We start from the raw sequence: 24,743 nt of genomic DNA on the forward strand, positions 1-24,743 counted from the left end.
TCTCGGGACATCTTTACACTTATGCAAAGTGTCCTTTCTGCTTCGTCAGCGATTGATCGAACGAAATACAAGGATAATTATATGAGGCGTTTCTATACATATCTGTTTCTAAGTTTATTCCTCGTCTTGAGCTATATGCTGCCGATAAGGGCACAGAGGATATCTGTTTCCGCCCCTTCACATGTAGCTGTGGGAGAGAATTTCCGTATAGCTTATACGGTGAATACTCAGGATGTGTCAGAATTTCGTGGTGGTAATGTTCCTGAAGGACTGGAAGTCGTTGCCGGACCTTATGCTTCATCACAATCCAGTTTTACGATGGTGAACGGCCATACCAGCAGTTCATCGTCCATTACCTATACGTATACGCTTTATGCCGGAAAGGGCGGTCGCTATACGATCCCCGGAGCCCACGCAGTGGTCAACGGGAGACGCATTGCTTCGGCAGCTGCTCATATCCGGGTGTCAGGGCGTGCACAGTCAAACGGTGGTGCACCTAACATGCAAGGGGGGCCTATGGGGGCTTCGCAGACGAGTAATGCCGGTGCACGCATATCCGGGAATGAACTGTTTATCAGGGTCACGGCAAGTAAGAGGAGAGTGCATGAGCAAGAGCCTGTACTCCTGACTTACAAAGTTTATACTACAGTCAATTTGACTCAATTGGAAGGCAAGATGCCCGATCTGAACGGGTTCCATACTCAGGAGGTGCAGCTTCCACAGCAGAAGACTTTCCATATTGAGCGGATCAACGGCAAACCTTATCGCTGTGTGACGTGGAGCCAGTACGTGATGTATCCACAGATGACCGGCGACCTGAAAATACCGAGTATTACCTTTAAGGGTATCGTGGAAGAAGCCAATAGGAACGTAGATCCTTTTGAAGCCTTTTTCAATGGCGGGTCGGATTATGTGGATGTCAAGAAGAATATCATCGCCCCGGGCATGATGATCCATGTCGATCCGCTGCCGCCTGCCCCTGCAGGTTTTTCAGGTGGTGTTGGCCGGTTCAATATTTCAGCCCAACTGAACAAGAAAGAGGTCAAGGCGGGTGATCCGATTACGATACGTGTTGTCGTCGGGGGCATAGGTAACCTGAAATTGATCAAGCAACCGGTGATTACTTTCCCGCGGGGCTTTGACAAATATGATCCTAAGGTAACTGACAAGACCAAACTGACAGCCAATGGGGTGGAAGGCAATATGATCTACGATTTTCTTGCTGTTCCACGCCATCAGGGTAAGTATATGATCCCGGCAGTCAAGATGATCTATTATGATGTGGCCGCCAATGCCTATAAGACGATTCGGACTCAGCCTTTTGAACTGAATGTCGGAAAAGGTGATGGCAGTGAAGGGGAATCTGATTATGCAAGTTTGAAGGATAATGATATTCATCCTCTGAAACTCGGTGACAGTTCTCTGCATCAGGTCGACCACTTCTTCTTTGGAAGTACGGGTTATCTCCTGCTCCTGATCCTTTTGGTAGCTGCCTTTGTCGCCTTGCTGGTCGTATTCAGAAAGCGTGCGGCCGAAATGGCTGACCTCGTGAAGATGAGAGGCAAGAAGGCAAACAAGGTTGCCAAGAGAAGACTCCGGAAAGCAAGTTTGCTGATGATCAAAGGCAGGCAGGCGGAGTTTTATGACGAAGTACTCAGGGCCTTATGGGGATATATCAGTGATAAACTGAATATGCCGGTCGAGCAACTTACCCGTGAGAATATCCAGGATAATCTGGAGACTCATCAGGTAGACGATGAGACGGTCGAGAAATTTGTCGGTGCTCTGGATGAATGTGAATTCGAACGTTATGCTCCGGGAGATCCCAAGGGGAATATGGAGAAGACGTTTGACAGTGCGATGACTGCCATTATGAACATCGAAGATGTGATGAAAAAAGGAAAAAGGAATTCCGTAAACAGATAAATTATGAAGAAATTACGATTCGTTTTCCTCTGTTTGCTTTTGCTGGTTTTCGGTCTGAATGTTTCGGCGCTTACAAAAGCTAATGCGGATGCAGAGTATTCCAAAGGGAACTATCAGCAGGCAATCAAGGATTATCAGCAACTCTTGAGAGATGGGGTCAGTGCCCCCCTCTATTATAATCTGGGAAATGCCTATTACCGTAGCGACAATATCCCGCAGGCTGTCCTGGCTTACGAAAGAGCCCATCTGATTCAGCCTGGAGACAAAGATATCCGATTCAATCTCGAATTTGCCCGGAATAAGACGATAGACAAGATCATTCCCCAAAGCGAATTATTCTTCGTCACTTGGTATAAAGACCTCGTCAATTTTACGAGCGTGGACCATTGGGCTTATATTGCCATCGGCTCCTTGCTCCTGTCTCTCATCCTGGTGCTGGTCTATCTCTTCGGTCAGAACTTGACATGGCGGAAAGTCGGTTTTTATGGCGCTTGCGTCACCGTTGTCGCTTTCCTGCTATGTAACCTCTTTGCCTTTCAGCAGAAGTCGGCTTTGGTCCATCGCACGGGAGCCATAGTCATCGCACCTTCTATATCTGTAAAGAAGACACCTGCCCCCAACAGCAGTGAGGCTTTTGTCATCCATGAGGGTACTCGTGTGGAAATCACAGACAAGACCATGAAACAGTGGAGAGGTGTCAAACTCGCTGATGGCCGTGAAGGCTGGCTGCGGACAAATCAGATAGAGGGCATATGACACACCGCCATGTCGGGGCAGAAGTTGCTTCATGGCGGAATGAAAGAAATCGTATAGCAATAGATAATGTCTTATCAAAAATTATTAAGGTCTTAACGGAGGAATAAATTGGAACTTATAGAATTAGACAGGATCATACTCCATTTCTTTAATGGGAGTCAGTCTCAATTTTTAGATGGATTGGTGATGGCTTTCACCTCAGGCCTTACGTGGATACCTTTGTATGTCGTGCTGTTCTATCTTGTGTTGAAAAACAATGAGACGATGGCACAGATCATGCTCGTGATCGGGTGTGTCGCTTTGTGTATCTTGTTGACGAGCGGTATAGACGGGGGAATCGTCAAGCCTCTTGTCGCGCGATGCCGCCCTTCCAATGATCCGCAGTGGAAATATACTTTCGACGTCGTCCAGGGATATAGAGCTGCCGGATTCAGTTTCTTTTCTGCTCACGCTGCGAACACGATGGGGGTAGCCGTCTTTTTCTGTTTTCTGATCAGGAGTCGGATGCTCAGCGTCACTCTGGTCTTATGGGCACTGCTCAACGGCTGGACGCGTCTCTATCTGGGCTTGCACTATCCGAGTGACGTCCTCGTAGGATGGGCCTTCGGGGCCTTGGCTGGTTTCCTGGTGTATCTGCTGTACCGCAGAATGTATTACAAGATTTCTCCCAAACTGAATTATATATCATCCCAGTACACGAAAACTGGTTATGACCATAGTGATATAGACGTCGTGATGACTGTACTGGCTTTTACGTTGGTATATACCCTTTTCAGGGGGATTATATCAAATTATTAATAAAAAATTATGGATACTAAACACATTCGAATTGCTGATTTCAATTATGATTTACCTGAAGATAAAATAGCTGAACATCCTAATCCTCAAAGAGACCATTCCAAACTCCTCCTTTACCGGAAAGGCGAAGTGAGTGAGGATATATTCTATAACATCACAAGTTACCTTCCTAAAGGTGCTCTGATGGTTTTCAACAATACCAGGGTCATCCAGGCGCGGATGCATTTCCGTAAAGAGACCGGGGCTTTGATTGAGGTATTCCTGATGGAACCTGCTGCCCCTTCTGATTATGAACGCATATTCCAGACCACCGGCCACTGCTCCTGGCTTTGTATGGTAGGAAACTTGAAGAAATGGAAAGAGGGTTCTCTGACCCGGAATTTCGAGATCAAAGGCCAACAGTTTACGTTGAAGGCAACGATGCTCAGGGGAGATGAATTGAGTGCCGAGCAGAAGAAGATGACTGACCATACGGGCGGGACAAACTATTGGGTCAACTTTGACTGGGATGCGAAGCAGATCAATTTCTCCGATATTCTGGAACAGGTCGGGGAACTCCCTATACCGCCGTATCTGAACCGCTCTACTGAGGAAAGTGACAAGACGGATTATCAGACTGTCTATTCTAAGGTCAACGGCAGTGTGGCTGCGCCTACCGCAGGACTTCATTTTACGGATCGGGTGTTGGAGAATATAGACAAGATGGGCATCGTCCGCGATGAGGTGACGCTGCACGTTGGCGCCGGTACATTCAAACCTGTGAAAACGGAGGAGATAGAAGGTCATGAGATGCATTCAGAATATATCGTTGTGCACCGCCATACCTTTGAGCGCCTTCTGGAACACCAGTGCCAGTGTATAGCTGTCGGCACCACGTCTGTGCGTACCCTTGAGAGCCTTTATTATATGGGCGTGTATCTGCAGACCCATCCGGATGCGAGTGAGGAGGATCTGCATGTGAATCAATGGGATCCTTATGACAATGGCAGGGACGGAGGACTCGCAGAGGGAATCACGCCCGAGCAGTCGGTCCGGAATATCTTGGCTTATCTTGATAGGAACGGATTGGATGTCCTGTCTTCGAGTACGGCACTGTTCATAGCTCCGGGATATACGTATAAGTTTGTCAAACTCCTGATCACCAATTTCCATCAACCTGAAAGTACGTTGCTGCTTTTGGTCAGCGCTTTCCTGCATGGTGATTGGAAGAAAGTGTACAAGTATGCATTGGGACATGACTTTAAGTTCCTGAGTTATGGTGATGCTTGTCTTTTGATTCCATAATAAGAAAGTTTCAGGATACAGTCACGGCGGAATGGTATCAATGTTGGAAAACGTGTAGAAGTTCGGACTGTATACTGAATTTAAGAGACCCTTTCATCTGTATGTTTCTTTGCAGTTTGACAATGGGTTTTATATATTGATCATTTAAGGATAGAAATATGAAAATAGGTGATAGAGTAAGGTTCTTGTCAGAAACCGGCGGTGGTAAAGTAGCCGGTTTTCAAGGCAAGGATATCGTTTTGGTAGAGGATGAGGACGGCTTTCAGATCCCGACTCCTATCCATGACGTGGTCGTCATTTCAACTGATGACTATAGCATGGGCAAGATGATCTCCGAGAAAATGGATGCCAAGGAGAAAACCGAAGCGCATGCCAAGACCGAACTGAAAGATGACCGGAAAAGCATCAAGGCTATACTGAATGCCGATGACGGTCATGTGGACGGGAAAGAACAAGAACCTGAGGATGATCCTGCTGACAAGGAGGTGACCTTCAAAACTCCTGCTGTAGAACGGCAGGGGGGAGACCATTTGTCCGTCAGTCTGGCTTTCGTCCCCGAAGATCTTCAGGCTGTGCCTGACACGGTTTATGACCTGTATATCATCAATGACAGTAACTACAGTATCCAGTATACTTACCTTCACGCAGAGGGGAATGCCTGGACGCTGAAGCAGAAGGGCGAACTGGAGCCGAATACCAAACTCTTTGTCGAGAAATATACCTTGATGGAGATCGGACAACTCGGTCGTGTCGCTCTGCAGATGTTGGCCTATAAGGAAGACCGGCCTTTCTTGTGGAAGACACCGGTAGAGGCTCAGTTGCATGTCGATGCGGTGAAATTCTGCAAGCAGAGTGCTTTTGAAGATAATGATTTTTTTGATCAGCGGGCTCTGCTCTTTCCTCTGATAGAAAATGATGTCGTCAGTCACCCCATGCATTTGGATCCGGACAAGTTGAAGGCAGAACTCTATCATCAGAAAACGTTGGATAAGACCTCGTCGGCTCCTCAGAAAAGCAAGAAACCCGGAGAGAAAAAAGACGAACCTCTGGTCGTAGATCTCCATGCTTCTGCCTTACTCGAAACGACGGCAGGAATGGGAGCGATAGATATTCTGCATTATCAACTGGACTACTTCAAGAAGATCATGAATGAGAACTTGAGTAAAAAGGGCAAGAAGATCGTTTTCATCCATGGTAAAGGTGAAGGCGTTCTGCGTCAGGCTTTGATTCACGAACTCGATTACCGGTATAAGGGATGTACCTATCAGGATGCTTCTTTCCAGGAGTATGGCTATGGTGCGACTCAGGTAACGATCCATTGATTGCAAACCCTATTAAAACACTAGGAATGAAAGACAGGGTGTCCAGGCATTGCTGTCCGATTTCCTCAGTCCATTTAAAACTAATAACAAAAACCGGCGGACGGGCGTCTTATGGAAAGTGAACAACTGGAATCTGACAACAGCAAACTGGATAAAGACTAATAACGAGATACTTGCGTCAAAAAAATATAAGTTATGGAGTATGGTTTCATTAAAGTAGCAAGCGCTGTCCCTTCTGTGAAGGTCGGCGATGTGAGATTTAACAATCAGCAGATAGAAAGCATCATCGTGCAGGCTGAAGGAATGGGAGTGGAGATTATCGTATTTCCGGAACTGTCCATAACTGGATATTCTTGCCAGGATCTTTTCCATCAGCAGTTGCTGCTTGATGCCGCGGAAAATTCCTTGATGATGCTGCTGAACGTCACCCGACAACTGGATATCATCGCCATCGTAGGACTTCCTGTGGTGGTAGGAGATCTGCTGTTAAACTGTGCCGCAGTGATCCAAAAGGGCAAACTCTTGGGATTGGTCCCCAAAACTTATCTTCCGGAATACAGTGAGTTTTATGAGAAGAGGTGGTTCGCTTCTGCCCAGGACGTGAAACAGACGGAGATTCGCTTTGCAGGCCATAAAGTTCTGATCACCCCTGACCTCCAGTTGTTCACGACGTCTACCGGAGCGACCTTCGGAGTAGAGATCTGTGAAGATGTATGGGCTCCGACTCCTCCGAGCAACGGTCTCGCCTTGGCTGGGGCTCAGTTGATCTTCAATCTTTCTGCCAGTGACGAACTGAGCGGCAAGCATGCCTATCTGAAGAGCCTGCTCTCCAATCAGAGCGCACGGACTATGACTGGTTATATTTACAGTTCCTGCGGTTTCGGTGAGAGTACGCAGGATGTCGTCTATGGCGGAAATGCCCTCATTTACGAGAATGGGCATTTGCTGGCAGAATCCGAGCGTTTCTCGCTGAACAGTCAGTTGGAGATCTCCCAGATAGATATAGAGAAATTGCAGACAGAAAGGCGTTGCAATTCTACTTATGTCAATGCGCAGTGCAACATCAAATACGCCATGCAGGAGTCCGGATTGGCACTTCACCATATTGTTGCGGCCTCACCTGATAGGGAGCGTGATTTCGTGTTGGAGCGGACTGTAGACTCGCACCCGTTTATTCCGAAAGAGGAAGATCGGAACAGCTCTTGCGAAGAGATACTGAATATCCAGGTCTCGGGGCTTGCCAAGAGAGTCGTGCATACGCATGTGAAAACCGTTGTCCTGGGAATCAGCGGAGGACTGGACTCCACGTTGGCTTTACTGGTCTGTGTCAAGACTTTCGACAGACTTGGGATGGATCGGAAGAACATCATCGGTGTGACGATGCCCGGATTCGGCACGACGGACCGGACACATCACAATGCTGTGGTATTGATGAAGAGTTTGGGCGTAACAGTGAAGGAGATCAATATCTCTAAAGCGGTAACCCAGCATTTTGAAGATATCGGCCATGACATCAACGTCCATGACGTGACCTACGAGAATGGTCAGGCACGTGAGCGGACACAGATTCTGATGGACCTTGCCAATCAAATGGATGGGTTGGTGATTGGAACGGGAGACTTGAGTGAAATGGCATTGGGCTGGTCTACCTATAACGGTGACCACATGAGTATGTATGGTGTCAATGGCGGTGTTCCGAAAACCCTGATCCAGTTTCTCTTGAGACATATTGCGGACCATTCTGATGACGAGACCAGCAAGACGGCATTGCTGGATATCATCAATACGCCGATTTCACCGGAATTGATCCCTGCTGACGAAAATGGGGAGATTAAACAGAAGACGGAAGATCTTGTCGGACCTTATGAGTTGCACGACTTTTTCTTGTATTATTTTCTCCGCTTCGGATTCCGCCCCGGAAAGATATTCCTTTTGGCCAAGAAAGCCTTTATCGATCAGCAAGTTAAAGGCAAGTCTGTCGAGCACAAGACCGTTTCAGGCGCAGAATTGGGTGGGAGCTATGATGAGGCGACGATCAAGAAATGGCTGAAAGTGTTCTTGCGCCGGTTCTTCTCTCAACAGTTCAAGCGGAGTTGTCTTCCTGACGGACCTAAGGTGGGAAGTGTCAGTTTGAGTCCCCGTGGGGATTGGCGGATGCCTTCTGATGCCTCCAGCAATATCTGGTTGGAGGAAGTCGATAGTCTGTAAGGCATCCAAATGACTTGAAGCCTATAACTGAACTCCTATGAAGATGTGAGGCCGATGAAACCTCATGTGTCTATAGGAGTTCGAGCAGGACTTCAATTTTTTTTAAAATAATAGGTTCTTCAAGTGCCTTTACCATAGATCTTTGGGTAAGGACTTTGCAAATGAAGGACCAATTCTATTACAGTTTTCTGACAGAACACAGCGGATGCTTCGGTGAAGTGACTTTGGTCGGTTCCGTGAAACATCTACACTTCGTGGTCTCGGGAATGTCGACTTTGTAGTCTCGGTAAAGTTGACGCTCTGTCTCGATAAACAACCCACCGGTCTTTTTCCGGAGGTATTGTGCAGCTTGCCCATTACTGATTCATGCCATGACCATCTCGTAGTGTTTCGGATAACAGACCTTTATCTTCCTGTTTCACTTCCTGAAAAAAGGTCTTTTCCAAGGCCTGATAACCACTGGTGAGCTGAGCACCGATGAACACAAATTGACGTATCTGGAGTGGAATGAGTCAAACTCACGTTAAAATAGAAAATTTGTGAGACTATTGCTGCAAAGACATTTTTTTTTGTTATCTTTGCAACTCTAAAAGTGATTACGTTATAAACACGAATTTGTACAATGGCTAAGAAATTTGCCGAGCATAACGGCCTGGATCTTGTAAAGATTAATAGTGAGGTTTTGAATGACTGGAAGAAAGAAGATATCTTCCATCGCTCCATAGATGAACGTAAAGGGTGTCCCGAATTTATTTTCTTCGAGGGACCTCCTTCTGCCAATGGTCATCCTGGAATACACCATGTCCTGGCTCGTTCCATCAAAGACACGATCAACCGCTATAAGACGATGAGAGGATTCTGCGTGCCCCGAAAGGCCGGATGGGATACTCACGGACTGCCTGTGGAGATCGGAGTGGAAAAGGAACTTGGCATTTCTAAAAAAGACATTGACAATAAGAAGAGTGACAAGTATATCTCTGTAGAAGACTACAACCGTAAGTGTCGTGAGAATGTCATGAAGTTTACCGAAGAATGGGATACCCTGACCAAAAAGATGGGGTATTTCGTGGATTTGGAGCATCCTTACATCACTTATGACAATAAGTATATAGAGACACTTTGGTGGCTCTTGAAGCAACTCTACAATAAGGGCTTGCTCTATAAGGGTTATACGATCCAGCCTTATAGTCCGGCAGCCGGCACTGGACTGAGTTCTCACGAACTGAATCAGCCGGGATGCTATCGCGATGTCAAGGATACGACAGTCACGGCCCAGTTCCTGATCACAGATCCGAAACCGGAGTGGACGAAATGGGGTAAACCTTATTTCATCGCATGGACGACAACCCCTTGGACATTGCCTTCCAACGTGGCACTCTGCGTGGGTCCGAAGATTGACTATGTGACCATTCAGACCTACAATCTCTATAACGGTGAACCGATGACACTTGTCATGGGCGAAAACCGTATCACAGCCTATCTGAAAGCTGATCAAGAAGTCAAGGACCAAAATATCCCTCTGCCTCCTTTCGATAAAGAGAAGAAGATCTGCCCCTGGAGGATCATTGACCGTATGAAAGGTACAGACCTGGAAGGGATGCATTACCAGCAACTGATGCCTTGGGTCAAACCCTGCGAGAAGATGGGTGAATATGCTTATGATTTCGTCAACGCCTATGGCGAGAAGCATCCTGAAAAGGTGTTCACCGGTGAAGACGGGCGGGACAAGTTTGTGGAGATGTCCGATCAGGCCTTCCGCGTCATCCTTGGCGATTATGTCACGACTGACGATGGTACCGGCATCGTACATATTGCCCCGACTTTCGGTGCTGATGATGCCAAGGTCTCCAAAGATGCCGGTATTCCCGGTGTTTATCTGGTCAACAAAAAGGAGGAGACCCGCCCGATGGTCGACCTCCAAGGAAAATATTATATTCTCAAAGAACTCGACTCGAACTTTGTCGAGCGGTGTGTGGATGTCAAACTCTATCACCATCATGAGGGCGCATGGGTCAAGAATGCCTATGATCCGACTTATACCGTGAACGGTGTTTGGGATGTCAAGGCTTCGCAGAAAGCGGAGGATCTGAACATCATCATGTGCATGGAGATGAAAGAGGAAGGCTCTGCCTTCAAGATCGAGAAATGCGTCCACAGTTATCCGCATTGCTGGCGGACCGATAAACCTATTCTCTATTATCCTTTGGATAGTTGGTTTATCAGAGACACCGCCAAGAAACAGCAGATGGTCGCCCTCAACAAGACCATTCACTGGCAGCCTGAGTCTACTGGTACAGGCCGCTTCGGCAACTGGCTGGAAAATCTGAATGACTGGAATTTGTCCCGCTCTCGTTTCTGGGGTACTCCGCTGCCGATCTGGAGGGATGACCACCGCAATGAAAAGTGTATCGGTTCTCTGGAAGAACTGTATGCTGAAATCGAGAAATCAGTGAAGGCGGGTTTTATGAAATCCAATCCTCTGAAGGATAAAGGATTCGTGCCCGGGGATTATTCCCAGGAGAATTATGACCGCATTGACCTTCACCGTCCTTATATCGACTATATCGTCCTGGTCAGCGATGCCGGAAAACCGATGCATCGTGAGAGTGACCTGATCGATGTCTGGTTCGATTCCGGTTCTATGCCTTATGCACAGCAGCATTATCCTTTCGAGCATCCGTTGAATGCTGAAGGAGTGAAGGCTACGGGACTGACTGAAGCTGCGTATCGGGACCAACTGATCCACAGCACATATAAAGGCACTCCTGTGCCGCCGGCATTCTATCCCGCTGATTTCATCAACGAGGGCGTGGACCAGACACGCGGGTGGTTCTTTACGCTGCACGCCATCTCTACGATGGTATTCGGCCAGGTGGCATTCAAGAATGTCATCAGTTCAGGTCTTGTCCTGGATGCCAAAGGGAATAAGATGAGCAAGCATGTCGGGAACGTCACTGATCCGTTTGAGATGATTGACCGCTACGGCGCCGATGCTGTCCGTTTCTATATGATGACCAACAGTGAGCCTTGGGATAACCTGAAGTTTGACCCCAAGGGTGTCGATGAAGTCAGAAGGAAGTTCTTCGGAACTTTATACAATACTTACTCCTTCTTTGCGTTGTATGCCAACGTGGATCATTTCGATCCCGCTGCACCGCAGTTGGATGTCCGGAAGCGGCCTGAGATAGACCGCTGGATCCTCTCATGCCTGAGTACGTTGGTAAAGGGCATGGAGAAAGAACTGGATGATTATGATCCGACACGCGCAGGCAGATTGATCGATACATTCGTCAATGATGACCTGAGCAACTGGTACGTGCGCCTGAACCGCAAGCGTTTCTGGGGAAAGGAGATGAGCGAGGATAAGTTGAGTGCTTATCAGACCCTTTATACTTGTCTGATGACTGTCGCCAAGGTACTTGCACCTTTTGCGCCGTTCTGTGCTGACCGTCTCTATAAAGATCTGGGAGGACTGAAGGACAGCGTACATTTGGAAGTGTATCCTACGGTAGACGAAAGCGTCATCGACACTGATCTGGAAGCGCGTATGTCTGTCGCCCAGAAGATCACATCCATGGTACTGGCACTTCGCCGGAAAGTCAATATCCGCGTTCGTCAGCCTTTGGCTAAGATGATGATCCCTGCTGTCAACGAAGAGCAGAAGAAGCATATCCTTGCCGTATCGGACCTGATCAAGAATGAGGTCAATGTCAAAGAGATTGAGTTCATCAGTGAGCAGGGTGTCCTGGTCAAGAAAGTCAGGTGCAATTTCAGGGTCATGGGCAAGAAGTTTGGTAAGTTGATGAAATCCATCGCCGCCCGTATCAATACCTTGTCTCAGGAAGAGATCGCATCACTCGAGACCGAAGGGCAACTGAAACTCGAAGTTGACGGCCAGCCGGTTACTGTAGAAGGTTCGGATGTGGAAATCATTTCTGAGGATATTCCGGGTTGGCTTGTAGCCAATGACGGCAATCTGACAGTTGCCTTGGAGGTCACGTTGACGCCTGAACTGAAGAGGGAAGGTATGGCACGCGAACTCATCAACAGAATACAGAATCTTCGGAAGGAAACCGGACTTGAGATTACTGACCGTATCATTGCTACGGTAGCTCCGAACCCGAAGACCGATGAAGCCATCAAGTCTTTTGGTGACATGATCAGAAAGCAGGTTCTGGCGAATGACCTGAAGATTGCTGACAATGATGGGATAGAGACAGATTTCGACGATTTCAAATTGAAGATCAAAGTTGAAAAAGATAATCGATAAATTAATTAAATATTCTTAGGTATGGCTGAAATAAAAGTACGCTATTCTGACAAAGATTTGGAGGAATTTCGGCAGGTCATTGATAAAAAACTTGCAGTGGCTCGTCAGGAATATAAGGAGATGATGAGTCAGTTGGACAATGCGGACAGCAATGACGTGGCTGATACTTCACCTACTTACAAAGCGGTGGAAGACGGAACGATCAACCAGAGTAAAGAGGAAATCATAGATATGGCTCAGCGGCAGCAGAAGTTCATCAAGGGACTCGAGGCAGCTCTGATCCGCATCCAGAATAAAACTTATGGCATTGACCGCATCACGGGAAAATTGATTCCGAAGGCGCGTCTTCTGGTCGTTCCTCATGCAACGCTCAGCGTTGCTTCCAAGGAGAAGAACAGAAATCATTAAGCGTCTCCGGCAGAGAGTCATGCGGGTCTCAGGTCACAAGATCTGAGCCAGCGGGAGAACCTTTTGTCTTGAGGACGGTTTGCCTTCATATCGGAACTTTTAACGAGCGCGGGATTTCTTAGGGTATCTTGGTGCTTTCAGGTCAAATAAAATGCTGGGAAAGTTGGATTTGGATAAGAAAAAGCGGAAACAGTTCTTAGGGTGGCTTTCCGTACTCATCATCGTCATTGCTTTGGTTGTTGACCAGATGATCAAGATCTGGGTAAAGACCCACATGAGCCTGGGTGAACAGATAGAAGTCACGCATTGGTGCAAGATCGTCTTTATTGAAAATATGGGAATGGCATGGGGAATGACATTCCTGAACAAGTATTTCCTTTCTTTATTCCGTATCGTCGCTGTGGGTATCATCGGGTGGTACATTCATAAGGAGGTGATACGGGGCATACGTACCCGGTATCTCGTTTTCTTGTCCATGATACTTGCCGGAGCTGCAGGGAATATCATTGATTCCATGCTTTATGGACTGATCTTCAATGCTTCTTCACCTTATTATATCTCTTATTTCGTTCCTTTTGGACATGGTTACGGCAGTTTCCTCACGGGAAAAGTCGTGGATATGTTCTATTTTCCGATCATCCAAGGTACTTGGCCTGAGAATTTCCCACTCTGGGGAGGCCAGTCTTTTACATTCTTCTCTCCGGTATTCAATTTTGCGGATTCATGTATCACCGCAGGTGTCATCGGTCTCCTGCTGTTCTGCAGGAAAGACCTGGCAACATTAAACAAAAACGGAAAAGCTCAAAAGGTTTCTGAAACTGAGGTAAAGGAAGATAATCATACCGGTTCTGATAAGAACGGTTAACTACAAAAATGATGAATCAGCATCGCTTTCACATTTTACCGTATCTGTTTATCCTTTCCATCCTGTTGTTGATAGCGGGGTGTAAACCTACTATACCGAGCAAGTACCTCTCTAAAGGCGAGATGGAGAATCTGCTGTACGATTATCATATAGCCCAGGCCATGGCGGATCAGAGCAGTAATCCCGGAATGAATGCGGAAATCTATCGTACTGCCGTATTGAAAAAGCACCATGTCACTGAGGCGGAGTTTGATTCTTCACTGGTCTATTATACCCGGCATACAGAACTCCTGCACGGCATTTACGAGAACCTGACCGAGCGCCTTCAGAATGAGGCTCAGGCACAAGGGTCATCTGTCAATGCCTTCGGTTCTGACGAACAGGGGGATACGGCAAATGTATGGCGGGGTGATCCTGCCCTTGTCCTTTCTCCTGATGAACCTTTCAATTATTATTCTTACTCGGTACCGACAGACAGTTCTTTCCATGCAGGCGACCATATCATGTTGGATTTTGACGCACAGTTTATCTTCCAGGATGGTATGCGTGATGGTGTTGTCGTCCTGGCGGTACAATTCAAGAATGACAGTATATCTTCATCCCTTATCCATATCATGAATACCCAGCATTATCATTTGGAAGTAGATGATATGGACAGTCTCGGCATCAAGTCTGTCAGGGGGTATTTCCTCTTGCCGGACAATGATGATCCCGGTGCAGGGGCTACCACCCTGAAACTGATGTTCATCCAGAATATCAAATTGATCAGGATGCATGTGAAGTCTGTTCCGGCACAACCCCAGACAACGTCTCCGGGGGCGCCTTCCCAGCGACCGGACAGTGCTTCTCCGGCTTCTCAAACTGCTCCGCAACCTCAGAATCCGCCCTCTCAGATCCACCCTCGACCTGTCACCAACGGTGCGCCGCCGCCTGATCCCCGACTGCAACAGCAAATGAACTCTTCTCCTGTAGATCGACGACGATTGTCGCCGGTACAGTGAGCGTAATTTGAAGTAGAGATGAAACAAGAGGTGCATCGTTACGCTGCGCATGAAGTGCATATCGGACAACGGGTCTTGCATCAAGCCTATGTCGAGATACGGGGCGGTGCCGTTGTCGGCTATGGTGATTTTCAGGAGGAGCCGGCTTTTACGGAATGGCTGGGAGGTACGATTGAAGTGAAAGAAAATGAAGACGGCTCATTTTTCGCTTGTCATGATAAGAAGGTGTTAGTATAAAGTATATTGCCGAACAGGGCTACGGTTTGATCAGCGTCGGTGCTCTCACTTGTCCGGTCATGTGATCGGATGGAGTTTGAAGGTTTAAAAGATATTTTGCTGATTGTTTTTAATAGAGTTGATCAAAATTGAATTTCTTATTTTGTCTTTTGTTGGCAGCCGTTACCTATGGCTCACCGGTACATTATCCTATTGAACTGGCCGGGAATTTTGCTGAGCCTCGTCCCAATCATTTCCATGGAGGTTGTGATGTGAAGACAGGTCAGGTCACGGGAAAAGCCATCCATTCTATTGGTGACGGGTATGTCAGTCATGTGTCTATTGGTGTCGGAGGATATGGCAATGCCGTTTATGTCCAGCACCCTGAGGGCTATACCAGTGTCTATGGCCACCTGAAAGCTTTTTCTCTCCGTGTGCAGGCCGTGCTCCGCAAGCATCAGTATGCCGAACAGAGAACTACCGGTGTTTTTGATTTCAGACCTGATGAGGTGCCTGTCGCAGAGGGTGACTTTATTGCCTGGAGCGGGAACACAGGGGCTTCGGAAGGTCCTCACCTTCATTTGGAAGTCCACAGTACGAAGGACGGAAATATGCATGATCCCCTCGCTTTTATCGGTAGATATGTCACGGATCATGTTCCGCCATTAGGGCATGGCTTTATGGCTTGTCCGATGCCGGGAAAAGGCAGTTTTGACGGAGGCTCGGGTGACCAGGTGTTCGGCCTGACCTCACATCACTTGTCCAATCGCTTTACGGCATGGGGAAAGGTCGGTTTCGCCATTTGGGCAAATGACAATATGGAAGCGACCTACAATAACTATGGTGTCAGGTTGACGCAATTGTTCGTAGACGGCAAACTCGTCTTCCAGAGTGATGCCAATAATATTCCGATCAATGGAAACCTTCAGGTCAATTATTGGGGCGATTACCAGCACTATATCCGGTCTAATGTGTGGTATATGCGCTCTTTCCTTCTGCCGGGCATTACCCTGCCGGTCTTCAAGGTCGGCAAGGATCGGGGCGTCATTGACTTCAATCAGCAGCGGCCGTATCATATCGAGTATGTTTTGTCTGATTTCGCAGGCAATGCATCGCATTATGACTTCATCGTGGAAGGACGGAAGATGGCTATCGCACCGTACCGGAAACCTGCAGGACCTGAACTGTTCTGGAACCGTTTCAATATCTATCCGCTCGCAGGCGCCCGCCTTATATTGAAGCATCATTTGCTTGCGGATGATGTCGTGATCCATCCCCGTGTGATCCGTCAACCCGGAAAGTATTCTGATGCCTATCATTTCATGCCGGGGAGTTATCCTTTGTTGGGTTTCGGCAGGATTGCCATTCACCTGAACAAATCTGTTGCGGATCCCAGCAAACTCTATATCGCCAGTCATTTCGGCAAAGAGCGGTACATGGGAGGTGTCTATAAGAATGGCTGGGTGACAGGTCCTTGCAGGGACTTGGGGGCCATCTATGACATTGACTGTGACGACAAGGCGCCCAGTGTCATACCTGTAGGGCAAGGCGGCTGGACAGCAAGACGGCAGTTGACTTTCTCCTTGGGTGACACGCAGAGTGGACTGAAGGGTTTCAAAGGGTTTGTCGACGGTCATTTCGTTGCTTTCGACCAGATTCTCCAGACACCTTTGGTGCGTTGTGACCTGGCAGAGGCCCCTGTGAGGAAAACCGGCAGGGAACATCAGTTGAAATTCATAGCCTGGGACCAGAAAAATAATCAAAGGGTGTTTGTCACCCAATTCAAGTACTAAACGATTTTAATTGTTGATGAATATGAAAAGAATCAATCTTGCGACATTCGTGTTGGCTTTGGGGCTGCTGTTCCCGCTTAAGTCGACGGCCTGTACCAATTTTATTGTGGCGAAAGGAGCCAGTGTTGACGGGTCAGTCATTTGTTCCTACAATGCCGATGACTACGGCATGTTCCTCAATCTGTGCCATTATCCTGCTGCCATACATCAGAAGGGGGACATGAGGAAGATCGTCGACTGGGACTCCCACCGCTATATCGGTGAGATTCCTGAAGCCCACCAAACTTATAATGTGATCGGCAACATCAATGAATATCAGGTGACGATAGGGGAGACGACCTATGGTGGCCGTGAAGAGATGGTCGACAAGAACGGTGGAATAGACTACGGGTCTCTGATCTATATCGGACTCCAGCGCTCTCGTACTGCCCGTGAAGCTGTCCATGTGATGACCTCACTGGCTGAGAAATACGGCTATTGCTCTGAGGGCGAAACTTTCACGATCTGTGATCCGAAAGAAGCTTGGATCCTGGAGATGCAAGGCTGTGGCGGCGACAAGAAACAGAAAGTGGTCTGGTGTGCTGTCCGCATTCCTGACAATGCGATCTGCGGACATGCCAACCAAAGCCGTATTGGAAAATTCGCTTATTTGAAGACAGAAGTCCTTCATTCGAAGAATGTGATTTCCTTTGCCCGTGAAAAAGGCTGGTATAAAGGACCGGATAAGGAATTTTCTTTCAAAAATGCTTATGCTTTCCCGGGCTTTGAAGGCCGTCGTATCTGTGACGCACGTGTCTGGAGCTTCTTCAATCATTTCAAGGATATGAAGCGCTGGATTCCTTGGGCAGAAGGACGGGATCCCCATGCTGAGGATATGCCTCTTTGGATCATCCCCAATCGGAAGTTGAGCGTACAGGATGTTCAGGTTTGCATGCGTGACCATTTCGAAGGTACGCCTTTCTCCGTAGCAGACGGGAAAGATATCGGGGGCGGTATCTGGGAAATGCCTTATCGTCCGACACCGCTATACTTTACTGTAGACGGAAAGAAATATTTCAATGAGCGGCCGACTTCTACGCAACAGTCCGGGTTTACTTTCGTCAGTCAGATGCGTTCATGGCTCCCCCGTGAGATCGGTGGTGTCCTCTGGTTTGGCAATGATGACCCTAACATGATCGCTTATGTGCCGGTCTATTGTTCTTCCACGAAGCAGCCGCTTTGCTTCAATACACCGGGCGCTGATGCTGTCACCTATTCTGATGAGAATGCCTATTGGGTATGCAATATGGTTTCCAATATGGTCTATCCTCGTTACAGTATGATGTTCCCGTCCTTGAAGGCCGTCCGTGACAGTCTTGAAAGAGGCTATTTCGCAGCTCAGGGCAAGGTAGAGGCTCATGCTGCTGAATTGTTGAAGACTGACCCGGCCGCTGCCAAGGCATATCTGAACAACTATACCATCGCTACAGCTGACAGTATGATGAAAACATGGAAGTCCCTTCGTACTTATCTTGTTGTGAAGTATAATGATATGATTATCAAACCGGATAAGAACGGTCGTTTCCTCCGCACTCCTGAAGGGATCGGCGCATCTGTCGAGCGTCCGGGGTATCCTGAAAATTATGCCAGGAAGTACGTGAAAGAGACTGGTGACAAGTATCTTTATCCTGAAGAGAAATAACAGAAACTCATTCTTCTCACCAATCCTTTGGAGAAGGAGAGGGTAACAGAGAGTAACTTATCCCGATTGACAGAAGTCCGAACTTCCAGTCAATCGGGATTTTTGGTGGTAACAGGTATGTGTCGTGGATGCCCTTACGGATGCCTTGGATCATGATCAAAGACGCTTTTGCTTAGAGGTGGTTTTCCCTCGGGAGTTGGTAACTTTCAGGTAAGGAATCAAAAGATTTAGAAGCAGGTATCATGATAATCTAAAAGGTGATTGAAAGTTCAAAAGGATGGAGTAAGCTCTCTTCTTCTTTTTAGTTGAACCGGCATTAGGTTGTCACCATTTACCTTATGGGAAGGACATGAGTTCTCATTTGAATCCTTATTGAGTGAGGCTTATGATTTTCAGAATGGCCGGTTTACCAGAGAAAGGTATATACGCAAAGAGCGGTAGAAAGAATTTGTTCTTTCTACCGCTCTGTTTTAGGGATATATTATATTTAGAGTCCAAGGACCCAGTCTTTATATCTCGCTCTTTAAGGCTTTCCACCAGTCTGACGACAAGATGGAACGGATGTTACACATTTTCTTTGGAATAAATTCCTTAGAAATAATACTTAACGAATTGGAATTCGTTGATGATTGTTGGCTGATAAGGTCCAGCCGGCGATGCGATTAATATCTGTCGCGGTTGTAACCACCACGAGAATGCTCTTCTCTAGGACGAGCTTCAGCAACAACGATGGTCCTACCGTCAAACTCTTTGCCATTGAGTTCATCAATAGCTTTCTTGGCAGCTTCATCATCAGACATTTCAACGAAGCCGAAGCCACGTGAACGACCGCTTTCACGATCATTGATAATCTTTGCAGATGTTACTTCACCATAGTTTGCAAATAAGTCCTTTAAACCCTCGTCGTCTGTCTTGAAGTTCAGACGTGATACAAAAATGTTCATTTTTTTTAAATTAAATTAAACCGTATTACTTAATAAATACTATTCGTTTGATATCATCTTGATGCAGGATGTGCCTCTTTGTTGAGGCTCCGACTCTTCTTTCTCCTTTTCCTCTCTTTGATCCCTTCGGAAATAAATCTTCCGATTGAAACATATTCAGCCTCTGAACAGAATTATAAATACTCTTAGTTCAGACATTCTGAAAGTCTGTTGGACTATTAAACATAAAAATGTTAAGATGGTGAGTTGTCGTTAAGAGAATATAACGACGTGGAAATAAAGGTCGCTCTACCAGTTTCTCACTCTGGTAACCTGTTCTGTAAATTCATATTCTTGATGATAGTTCTTCTTTAATTGTTGTTGATTCATCGAACGCATCACTTTTGGTGAATGTTTCGTGACAGTTTATACTACATAAACAAGAAAGTTGATTGTTGTCGGTTTCGATGAGTGAGTCGCTTATGAGACGAAACAAAACAAGAGAAGACAGATACAATTTAAACTTGATTGCTCACGTTGCAAAGATACAAAAAGAATTTAATCCAGCGCATGAGTTTCGATTTTTTTTCCTTTTTTGACTGTTTTTTTTTATTAAATTCAAACTTTTATCATAAAATGGCTTTAAAATCGTCTTAAAAACCTGCTTTTTGATACTCTGTCTCCATCTTTTTGCCTGTATCGGTTGCCCTCAGTTGGAAAAACTGCCTTTCTCATTTCCTTTTCTCGAGTTTCAGAAGATTGTATTCGGTGACGAAGTGGGGGCTGATTAAATTGTTGCAGAGATGGATTTCTGTTCTGCGGAATTTTCGTAACTTTGCGACATGAACGATCAAACCAAACATCCTATAAAAGGTGAGCACACCGTACACCGTTGTGCATGGCTGAAACTTTCCAATCCTCTTTATGTGAAATATCATGATGAAGAATGGTCTGTCCCGAAGCATGATGACCAACAACTTTTTGAGTTGTTGATCTTGGAAGGTTTTCAGGCAGGGCTTTCCTGGGAATGTATTCTCAATAAGCGGGAGCATTTCAGACAGGCTTACAGGCATTTCGACCCTCATGTCGTTGCTAGTTTCAATGACCGGGACCGTCTTCGACTGATCTCTGATCCCGGAATTGTCCGCAACCGCCTGAAAGTGGATGCAAGTATTGTAAACAGTCGGATATTCCTGGATATCCAGAAAGAGTTTGGTTCCTTTGATGCTTATATCTGGGGATTCACAGACGGAAAATCTATTCGCGAACCTTATCATATTCGGACAAAGTCAGAACTCTCTGACCGCATCTCTAAAGACTTGAAACGTCGTGGCATGAAATTCGTCGGTTCGACGACGATTTACTCCTATCTTCAAGCGATAGGGGTGTTGCTCGCCCATGGCGAGGAGTGTGACTGGTGTCGATGAAAAACTAAAAAAGCAGGTGATGGTAACAAAAGACAGTATTGAAGAGGCCTACAGTTTTTTTCATCAGAAATGGAACTTATACCAACTGATTGAAAATGAATCGGTGAAGGATGATATCGAGTATGCAATCAACTCCTATACTGAAGCGATGAGTTCTGAACTGTATGAAAAGATCGCAGAGGGGAAACCGGAGTTCTTGCGCAGCCATTCTGGTTTTGCAGAGGATATGGCCAATGCTGTCGAAAGACTGGAAAAATTGCTGTAGACCGGACGCTAAAACTCCTTCATTGCAGGTTGGCTGTTCTTGAGGCATCAGTTCTGACGCGTGTTGGTTTCTTCATCGAATCCAATAGGGCGGAACTGGCGTTGTACCTTACTATATATATACCCGGCTTTCTTGAGATACGCCTTCAAGTTTTCGGGTTCTTTATCGAAGCAGAAGCAAAGCGATTCCAGAGAGTCAAACTCCTCATCTCTTAGCAGCATATTGATGCTGGATACCAATATGGCGGGATCTTCAGGTAAGTGGTCCATACTTGTTTCTCTGTTTATCTTATTCCTCTGGCTTTGAAGACAACCTCCTTGGCTGCATTGATTTCCTGGAATTTCTTTTCAGCTGCTTTTCTGACATCATCTCCAAGAGTAGCGACACGGTCAGGATGATTCTTCAGGGCCAGTTTGCGATAGGCGGCTTTCACCTCTTCGTCGGTGGCCTCCGGAGAGATACCCAAAACCTTGTAGGCAGCGTCCAGATCATTCCCGCCGTATTTCAGATTGAGCATGGATTCGACATCAGCCTCGGTCAAACTGAGATGTACGGCGATATATTTCAGAGCATTGACTTCTTCCCGGGAGACATCCTTGTCAGCTTGGGCGACCAATACTAAATAGTTGAGCAACTGCAGCCGTTGCTCATAGAGCATGTTCCTGGAGATCTGCATGCAACAGTCCCGGATGACCCCTTGAAACTCGGAAGGCCCCATTTCATCTTGTTTCTTGAAAAGTTTGAGGAGGATATCCTCGCCTTGGCTGACCGCCTCACTCCCGAAATTTTGCTGAAGGAAGTTCCTGACAAAATTCATCTCCGAATGCATCACTTTTCCGTCAGCCTTGATAATATAAGAGGAGAGGACGAGTAGGGAGAACATGAAAGAATTCCGCTGACCTTCATACGCTCTCGGTCCATAGGCCCCGTATGTTCTGTTTTCACGCTGGTCATACCCCATACGTTGAAAGTCCGGGTTCTCTCCGGTATTGACCTGATCCATTCCCCGGTCAAAGAGTGCACCTAAAGCAAATCCTGCGAGTGCACCTAAAGGTCCTGCAGTGATAAAGCCCAGAAAACCGCCGATCCATTTTCCTAATGCCATAGTTCTATCTTGAAGTTTTTATCCCGGCAGCGTTCAGCATACCGATTTTAAACGCAAAGATAATGATTAATTTTGGGAAAAGATATCATTTTTGTCCTGAACCTTAAATATCTTTTATCAGCCACCGTAACAAATCCTTGGAATCCCTGTTGTTGGTTGACTCGTAAGCGTTCTGTCTTGAAAATGTCTGTCTGACTTTGTGAAACTAGAGATAAGTCACGAACTCATTTCTTCTGTTTTCTCATTATGATGGAAACCTGCAAGGCTTTTGATAAAGATTTTTCAGATTGGAGGACTTTAAACTTGTTGATAGGCATTTCTGACAAATTTTTGCTAATTAGGACCACCGCGATACAGAATGATAACTATCTGACTTTTAAAATAACGTTGGCGCCGTTTACAGTGGCGCTTAATGACTAATTGGGGGAATTTCAATGTAGATCTTTGTTTTAAAAGGGTAAAATACGACAATTATTTTCCTTGATAATATAAATAATATGGAAATAATTTGGTGGAAAATAATAATTTTTATAATTTTGCAAAATTATAAAAGTGCTGCCTCTTCAAACAGGCTGTAAGAATCTTTTGAAAAGTGAATCGTCTAATTTTGTCACAGCATCGGAAAAGCCTGTACCGTTTGGAAGTACAGAAAGTGTATTGGTATGTCCGGAAAACCGACCAGTAGAGTCGGACCGGACTGAGGTCTTTTCTGTAAATGGCAGATTTTGGAATTGGATTAATTTAAAAATACAATAGGGAGAAATGAAAAAAATCGTTTTATGTGTAAAATTATCCTTGCTGACGTTGTTGGTCGGGATGGGATTCACATCATGTTCCAGTGATGATGGGACGGTGTCTACCCCGCAATCAGAAGCCTCGTTGTTCAAACCGGCTTTAAAATCTGATATAGCCATTTATTCGGGTGGAGACGTTCTTGCAACCACAATGAATGCTGACGCTCTCACATCCGCAATGAAAGGTTTGGTTACGCGTGCAGCTTCAGACCCGTTCCAATATTACAAAGTTCAGGACAATAACATTCCGGCACAATATAAATCTGCCATTCCTGAGACTGTCTCTAGTGAGGAGAAGACCTATGTGATCAACTATATTAAAGATAATCCTGATCAGAGTGGTGTGACCTTTAATAATACAGATTATTTCATACAATATGCCGGAAGTTCGAAGGATTCCTATACTACCAAGGACCAGAACAATGCCTCACATAGTGTCATTGGTTCCGATCACATGGATCAAATAGAGATCAATGGCCAAACGATCAATGATTATAATGCCAATGGTGGACCGGATGCGCTTTGCCTGAACTTGCCGCTGACAAATCCGAGCTATAGTGATTCTTATGGTGACACGGACAACAGAAAGTATGACGCTTATAAGATCTATGAGATCACCTATCAAGGCAAGACTGGCTACTATTTGGGTTTTGATTACAAGACAAAGAAAAATTCCGGTGAAGTAGTCAATGGTGATGGGGTATATAATGACTATATTCTCAAACTTACCCCTGCTGATGACAATGGCAACAATGTTGATCCTACTCCAATCGTAGTCAATGACGGTGAAGTAGAAGCCAACTTGTCTGTCAACGCTGAGAAAAAGGAAGGCGATTATATTGCAACGAAACTTTCCCTCCATGTCCGTGGCAATACGGATGTCTCAGTGTTTATCCCGGTTCCTGCTCAGTATTATTGTCAGGCAGATGATATGTCCATCGTCCTTTCTCATCAGGCAAATGATGAACAGTACAACAACACACCGGACAATACGACGATGACTTTTAACATCAATGGGCAACCTGTCTCTTTGAAAGTAGCTTATGAGTTGGATGGCATCCGTGTTACGACTTCCGGCATCAATCCTACCGTGTTGAGCTATTTGGAAAATAAGTACAAAGACGGTGTTACCTTTGAGGTCTGGAACTATTACAAGAGTTCTGTAGATATTAATGGTGTCACATCTGATTTTACACGTGGAATGCTTAAAAACCAATTCCTCGATAATTCAACAATTACTTTTACTGACGCCACTAAGAACTATATCAATGCATTTGGCAGCATTCCCGACTATAGTGGCAAAGTTTATGATAAGGTCGATCCCAATACTGGTGTGAAAACACCTTATACAGATCCTGGTCTTACTCAAGAACTTGATGCTCAATATTGGGACCGTTCGTCAGATCCTAGATATTATACCCTTCATTCCAAGGTGAACGAATGGGACTGCACCGTTGTTCCTGATAAAGGTTATGTCCTTCAAGGAGTAGAAAAAGATGGATATAATAAAATTTATCAGAAGGTCAACTAAGGGTTTGTATTGATCAATATGGAAAAAGGCAGGAAACCAAAAGTGAAGTGAACCCCGAAAGTTAGACAATTAACTTTCGGGGTTTATTATGTCTATCAAGAAAAAAAACAAACATGACTATTCGGCACGACTGCATTATATGCAGCTACTGGAAGCGGGTTATACAATTA

The 24,743-nt window shown here is 46.0% G+C and carries 17 protein-coding genes and 1 pseudogene; 15 read left to right on the top strand and 3 right to left on the bottom strand.

Features of this window, described 5'->3' with window-relative positions; translation table 11 throughout:
• The first annotated feature begins 81 nt into the window (after positions 1-81).
• The 12 genes and pseudogenes from NG821_RS08485 to NG821_RS08540 all read left to right on the top strand — a co-directional run bounded on the left by NG821_RS08485 (position 82) and on the right by NG821_RS08540 (position 18,528).
• Positions 82-2,682, top strand: a pseudogene (locus NG821_RS08485) (BatD family protein).
• Positions 2,683-2,790: 108 nt separating this feature from the next.
• The gene (locus tag NG821_RS08490; RefSeq protein WP_252761228.1) at positions 2,791-3,480 is read left to right on the top strand and encodes a phosphatase PAP2 family protein; all 690 of its coding nucleotides are present in this window, start codon (positions 2,791-2,793) and stop codon (positions 3,478-3,480) included.
• A 9-nt stretch (positions 3,481-3,489) separates the two neighbouring features.
• Positions 3,490-4,764 carry an S-adenosylmethionine:tRNA ribosyltransferase-isomerase gene (locus tag NG821_RS08495; RefSeq protein ID WP_252761229.1) on the top strand — a complete coding sequence of 425 codons (1,275 nt, stop codon included), beginning with the start codon at positions 3,490-3,492 and terminating at the stop codon, positions 4,762-4,764.
• A gap of 158 nt (positions 4,765-4,922) precedes the next feature.
• Positions 4,923-6,086 (top strand): DUF2027 domain-containing protein, encoded by a 1,164-nt coding sequence (locus tag NG821_RS08500; protein WP_252761230.1) that lies wholly within the window; start codon positions 4,923-4,925, stop codon positions 6,084-6,086.
• 195 nt (positions 6,087-6,281) lie between these two features.
• The gene (locus tag NG821_RS08505) at positions 6,282-8,294 is read left to right on the top strand and encodes an NAD(+) synthase (RefSeq protein ID WP_252761231.1); all 2,013 of its coding nucleotides are present in this window, start codon (positions 6,282-6,284) and stop codon (positions 8,292-8,294) included.
• Between the two features lie 622 nt (positions 8,295-8,916).
• Positions 8,917-12,564 (top strand): isoleucine--tRNA ligase, encoded by a 3,648-nt coding sequence (gene ileS, locus NG821_RS08510; RefSeq protein WP_252761232.1) that lies wholly within the window; start codon positions 8,917-8,919, stop codon positions 12,562-12,564.
• Between the two features lie 21 nt (positions 12,565-12,585).
• On the top strand, positions 12,586-12,972 hold the full coding sequence (locus NG821_RS08515; RefSeq protein ID WP_252761233.1) for a TraR/DksA family transcriptional regulator: 387 nt from the start codon (positions 12,586-12,588) through the stop codon (positions 12,970-12,972).
• Between the two features lie 151 nt (positions 12,973-13,123).
• Positions 13,124-13,837: a lipoprotein signal peptidase gene (locus NG821_RS08520; protein WP_252761234.1), complete on the top strand. Its 714-nt coding sequence runs from the start codon at positions 13,124-13,126 to the stop codon at positions 13,835-13,837.
• A gap of 8 nt (positions 13,838-13,845) precedes the next feature.
• Positions 13,846-14,838, top strand: coding sequence for a DUF4296 domain-containing protein (locus NG821_RS08525; RefSeq protein ID WP_252761235.1), 993 nt, complete (start codon positions 13,846-13,848; stop codon positions 14,836-14,838).
• Between the two features lie 18 nt (positions 14,839-14,856).
• On the top strand, positions 14,857-15,075 hold the full coding sequence (locus NG821_RS08530; RefSeq protein WP_252761236.1) for a hypothetical protein: 219 nt from the start codon (positions 14,857-14,859) through the stop codon (positions 15,073-15,075).
• A 128-nt stretch (positions 15,076-15,203) separates the two neighbouring features.
• A complete protein-coding gene (locus NG821_RS08535; RefSeq protein ID WP_252761237.1) occupies positions 15,204-16,847 on the top strand; it encodes a M23 family metallopeptidase in 1,644 nt (547 codons plus the stop codon).
• Between the two features lie 22 nt (positions 16,848-16,869).
• Positions 16,870-18,528, top strand: coding sequence for a dipeptidase (locus tag NG821_RS08540; RefSeq protein ID WP_252761238.1), 1,659 nt, complete (start codon positions 16,870-16,872; stop codon positions 18,526-18,528).
• 662 nt (positions 18,529-19,190) lie between these two features.
• Here the strand turns inward: NG821_RS08540 and NG821_RS08545 are convergent.
• Positions 19,191-19,472, bottom strand: coding sequence for an RNA recognition motif domain-containing protein (locus tag NG821_RS08545; RefSeq protein WP_252761239.1), 282 nt, complete (start codon positions 19,470-19,472; stop codon positions 19,191-19,193).
• Positions 19,473-20,293: 821 nt separating this feature from the next.
• Here NG821_RS08545 and NG821_RS08550 point away from each other — a divergent pair.
• Both NG821_RS08550 and NG821_RS08555 read left to right on the top strand, forming a co-directional pair.
• A complete protein-coding gene (locus tag NG821_RS08550; RefSeq protein ID WP_252761240.1) occupies positions 20,294-20,878 on the top strand; it encodes a DNA-3-methyladenine glycosylase I in 585 nt (194 codons plus the stop codon).
• Positions 20,879-20,897: 19 nt separating this feature from the next.
• Entirely contained in the window at positions 20,898-21,143 is a 246-nt protein-coding gene (locus NG821_RS08555) for a hypothetical protein (protein WP_252761241.1), read from the top strand.
• A 47-nt stretch (positions 21,144-21,190) separates the two neighbouring features.
• Here NG821_RS08555 and NG821_RS08560 read toward each other — a convergent pair whose 3' ends face one another.
• Both NG821_RS08560 and NG821_RS08565 read right to left on the bottom strand, forming a co-directional pair.
• Positions 21,191-21,412, bottom strand: coding sequence for a DUF4250 domain-containing protein (locus NG821_RS08560; RefSeq protein ID WP_252761242.1), 222 nt, complete (start codon positions 21,410-21,412; stop codon positions 21,191-21,193).
• Positions 21,413-21,426: 14 nt separating this feature from the next.
• On the bottom strand, positions 21,427-22,248 hold the full coding sequence (locus NG821_RS08565; RefSeq protein ID WP_252761243.1) for a DnaJ domain-containing protein: 822 nt from the start codon (positions 22,246-22,248) through the stop codon (positions 21,427-21,429).
• Between the two features lie 762 nt (positions 22,249-23,010).
• Between NG821_RS08565 and NG821_RS08570 the strand changes: the two genes are divergently transcribed.
• Positions 23,011-24,573 (top strand): hypothetical protein, encoded by a 1,563-nt coding sequence (locus NG821_RS08570; protein WP_252761244.1) that lies wholly within the window; start codon positions 23,011-23,013, stop codon positions 24,571-24,573.
• Positions 24,574-24,743 lie beyond the last annotated feature (170 nt).

Source organism: Segatella cerevisiae (assembly GCF_024054555.1).
GTDB classification, from domain to species: Bacteria; Bacteroidota; Bacteroidia; order Bacteroidales; family Bacteroidaceae; genus Prevotella; species Prevotella cerevisiae.

Coding starts and splice junctions, on each gene's coding strand:
- NG821_RS08550 (WP_252761240.1), top strand. CDS start 20,294: ATGAACGATCAAACCAAACATCCTATAAAAGGTGAGCACACCGTACAC.
- NG821_RS08495 (WP_252761229.1), top strand. CDS start 3,490: ATGGATACTAAACACATTCGAATTGCTGATTTCAATTATGATTTACCT.
- NG821_RS08520 (WP_252761234.1), top strand. CDS start 13,124: ATGCTGGGAAAGTTGGATTTGGATAAGAAAAAGCGGAAACAGTTCTTA.
- NG821_RS08515 (WP_252761233.1), top strand. CDS start 12,586: ATGGCTGAAATAAAAGTACGCTATTCTGACAAAGATTTGGAGGAATTT.
- NG821_RS08505 (WP_252761231.1), top strand. CDS start 6,282: ATGGAGTATGGTTTCATTAAAGTAGCAAGCGCTGTCCCTTCTGTGAAG.
- NG821_RS08565 (WP_252761243.1), bottom strand. CDS start 22,248: ATGGCATTAGGAAAATGGATCGGCGGTTTTCTGGGCTTTATCACTGCA.
- NG821_RS08500 (WP_252761230.1), top strand. CDS start 4,923: ATGAAAATAGGTGATAGAGTAAGGTTCTTGTCAGAAACCGGCGGTGGT.
- NG821_RS08555 (WP_252761241.1), top strand. CDS start 20,898: ATGGTAACAAAAGACAGTATTGAAGAGGCCTACAGTTTTTTTCATCAG.
- NG821_RS08525 (WP_252761235.1), top strand. CDS start 13,846: ATGATGAATCAGCATCGCTTTCACATTTTACCGTATCTGTTTATCCTT.
- NG821_RS08545 (WP_252761239.1), bottom strand. CDS start 19,472: ATGAACATTTTTGTATCACGTCTGAACTTCAAGACAGACGACGAGGGT.
- NG821_RS08540 (WP_252761238.1), top strand. CDS start 16,870: ATGAAAAGAATCAATCTTGCGACATTCGTGTTGGCTTTGGGGCTGCTG.
- NG821_RS08560 (WP_252761242.1), bottom strand. CDS start 21,412: ATGGACCACTTACCTGAAGATCCCGCCATATTGGTATCCAGCATCAAT.
- NG821_RS08530 (WP_252761236.1), top strand. CDS start 14,857: ATGAAACAAGAGGTGCATCGTTACGCTGCGCATGAAGTGCATATCGGA.
- NG821_RS08570 (WP_252761244.1), top strand. CDS start 23,011: ATGAAAAAAATCGTTTTATGTGTAAAATTATCCTTGCTGACGTTGTTG.
- ileS (WP_252761232.1), top strand. CDS start 8,917: ATGGCTAAGAAATTTGCCGAGCATAACGGCCTGGATCTTGTAAAGATT.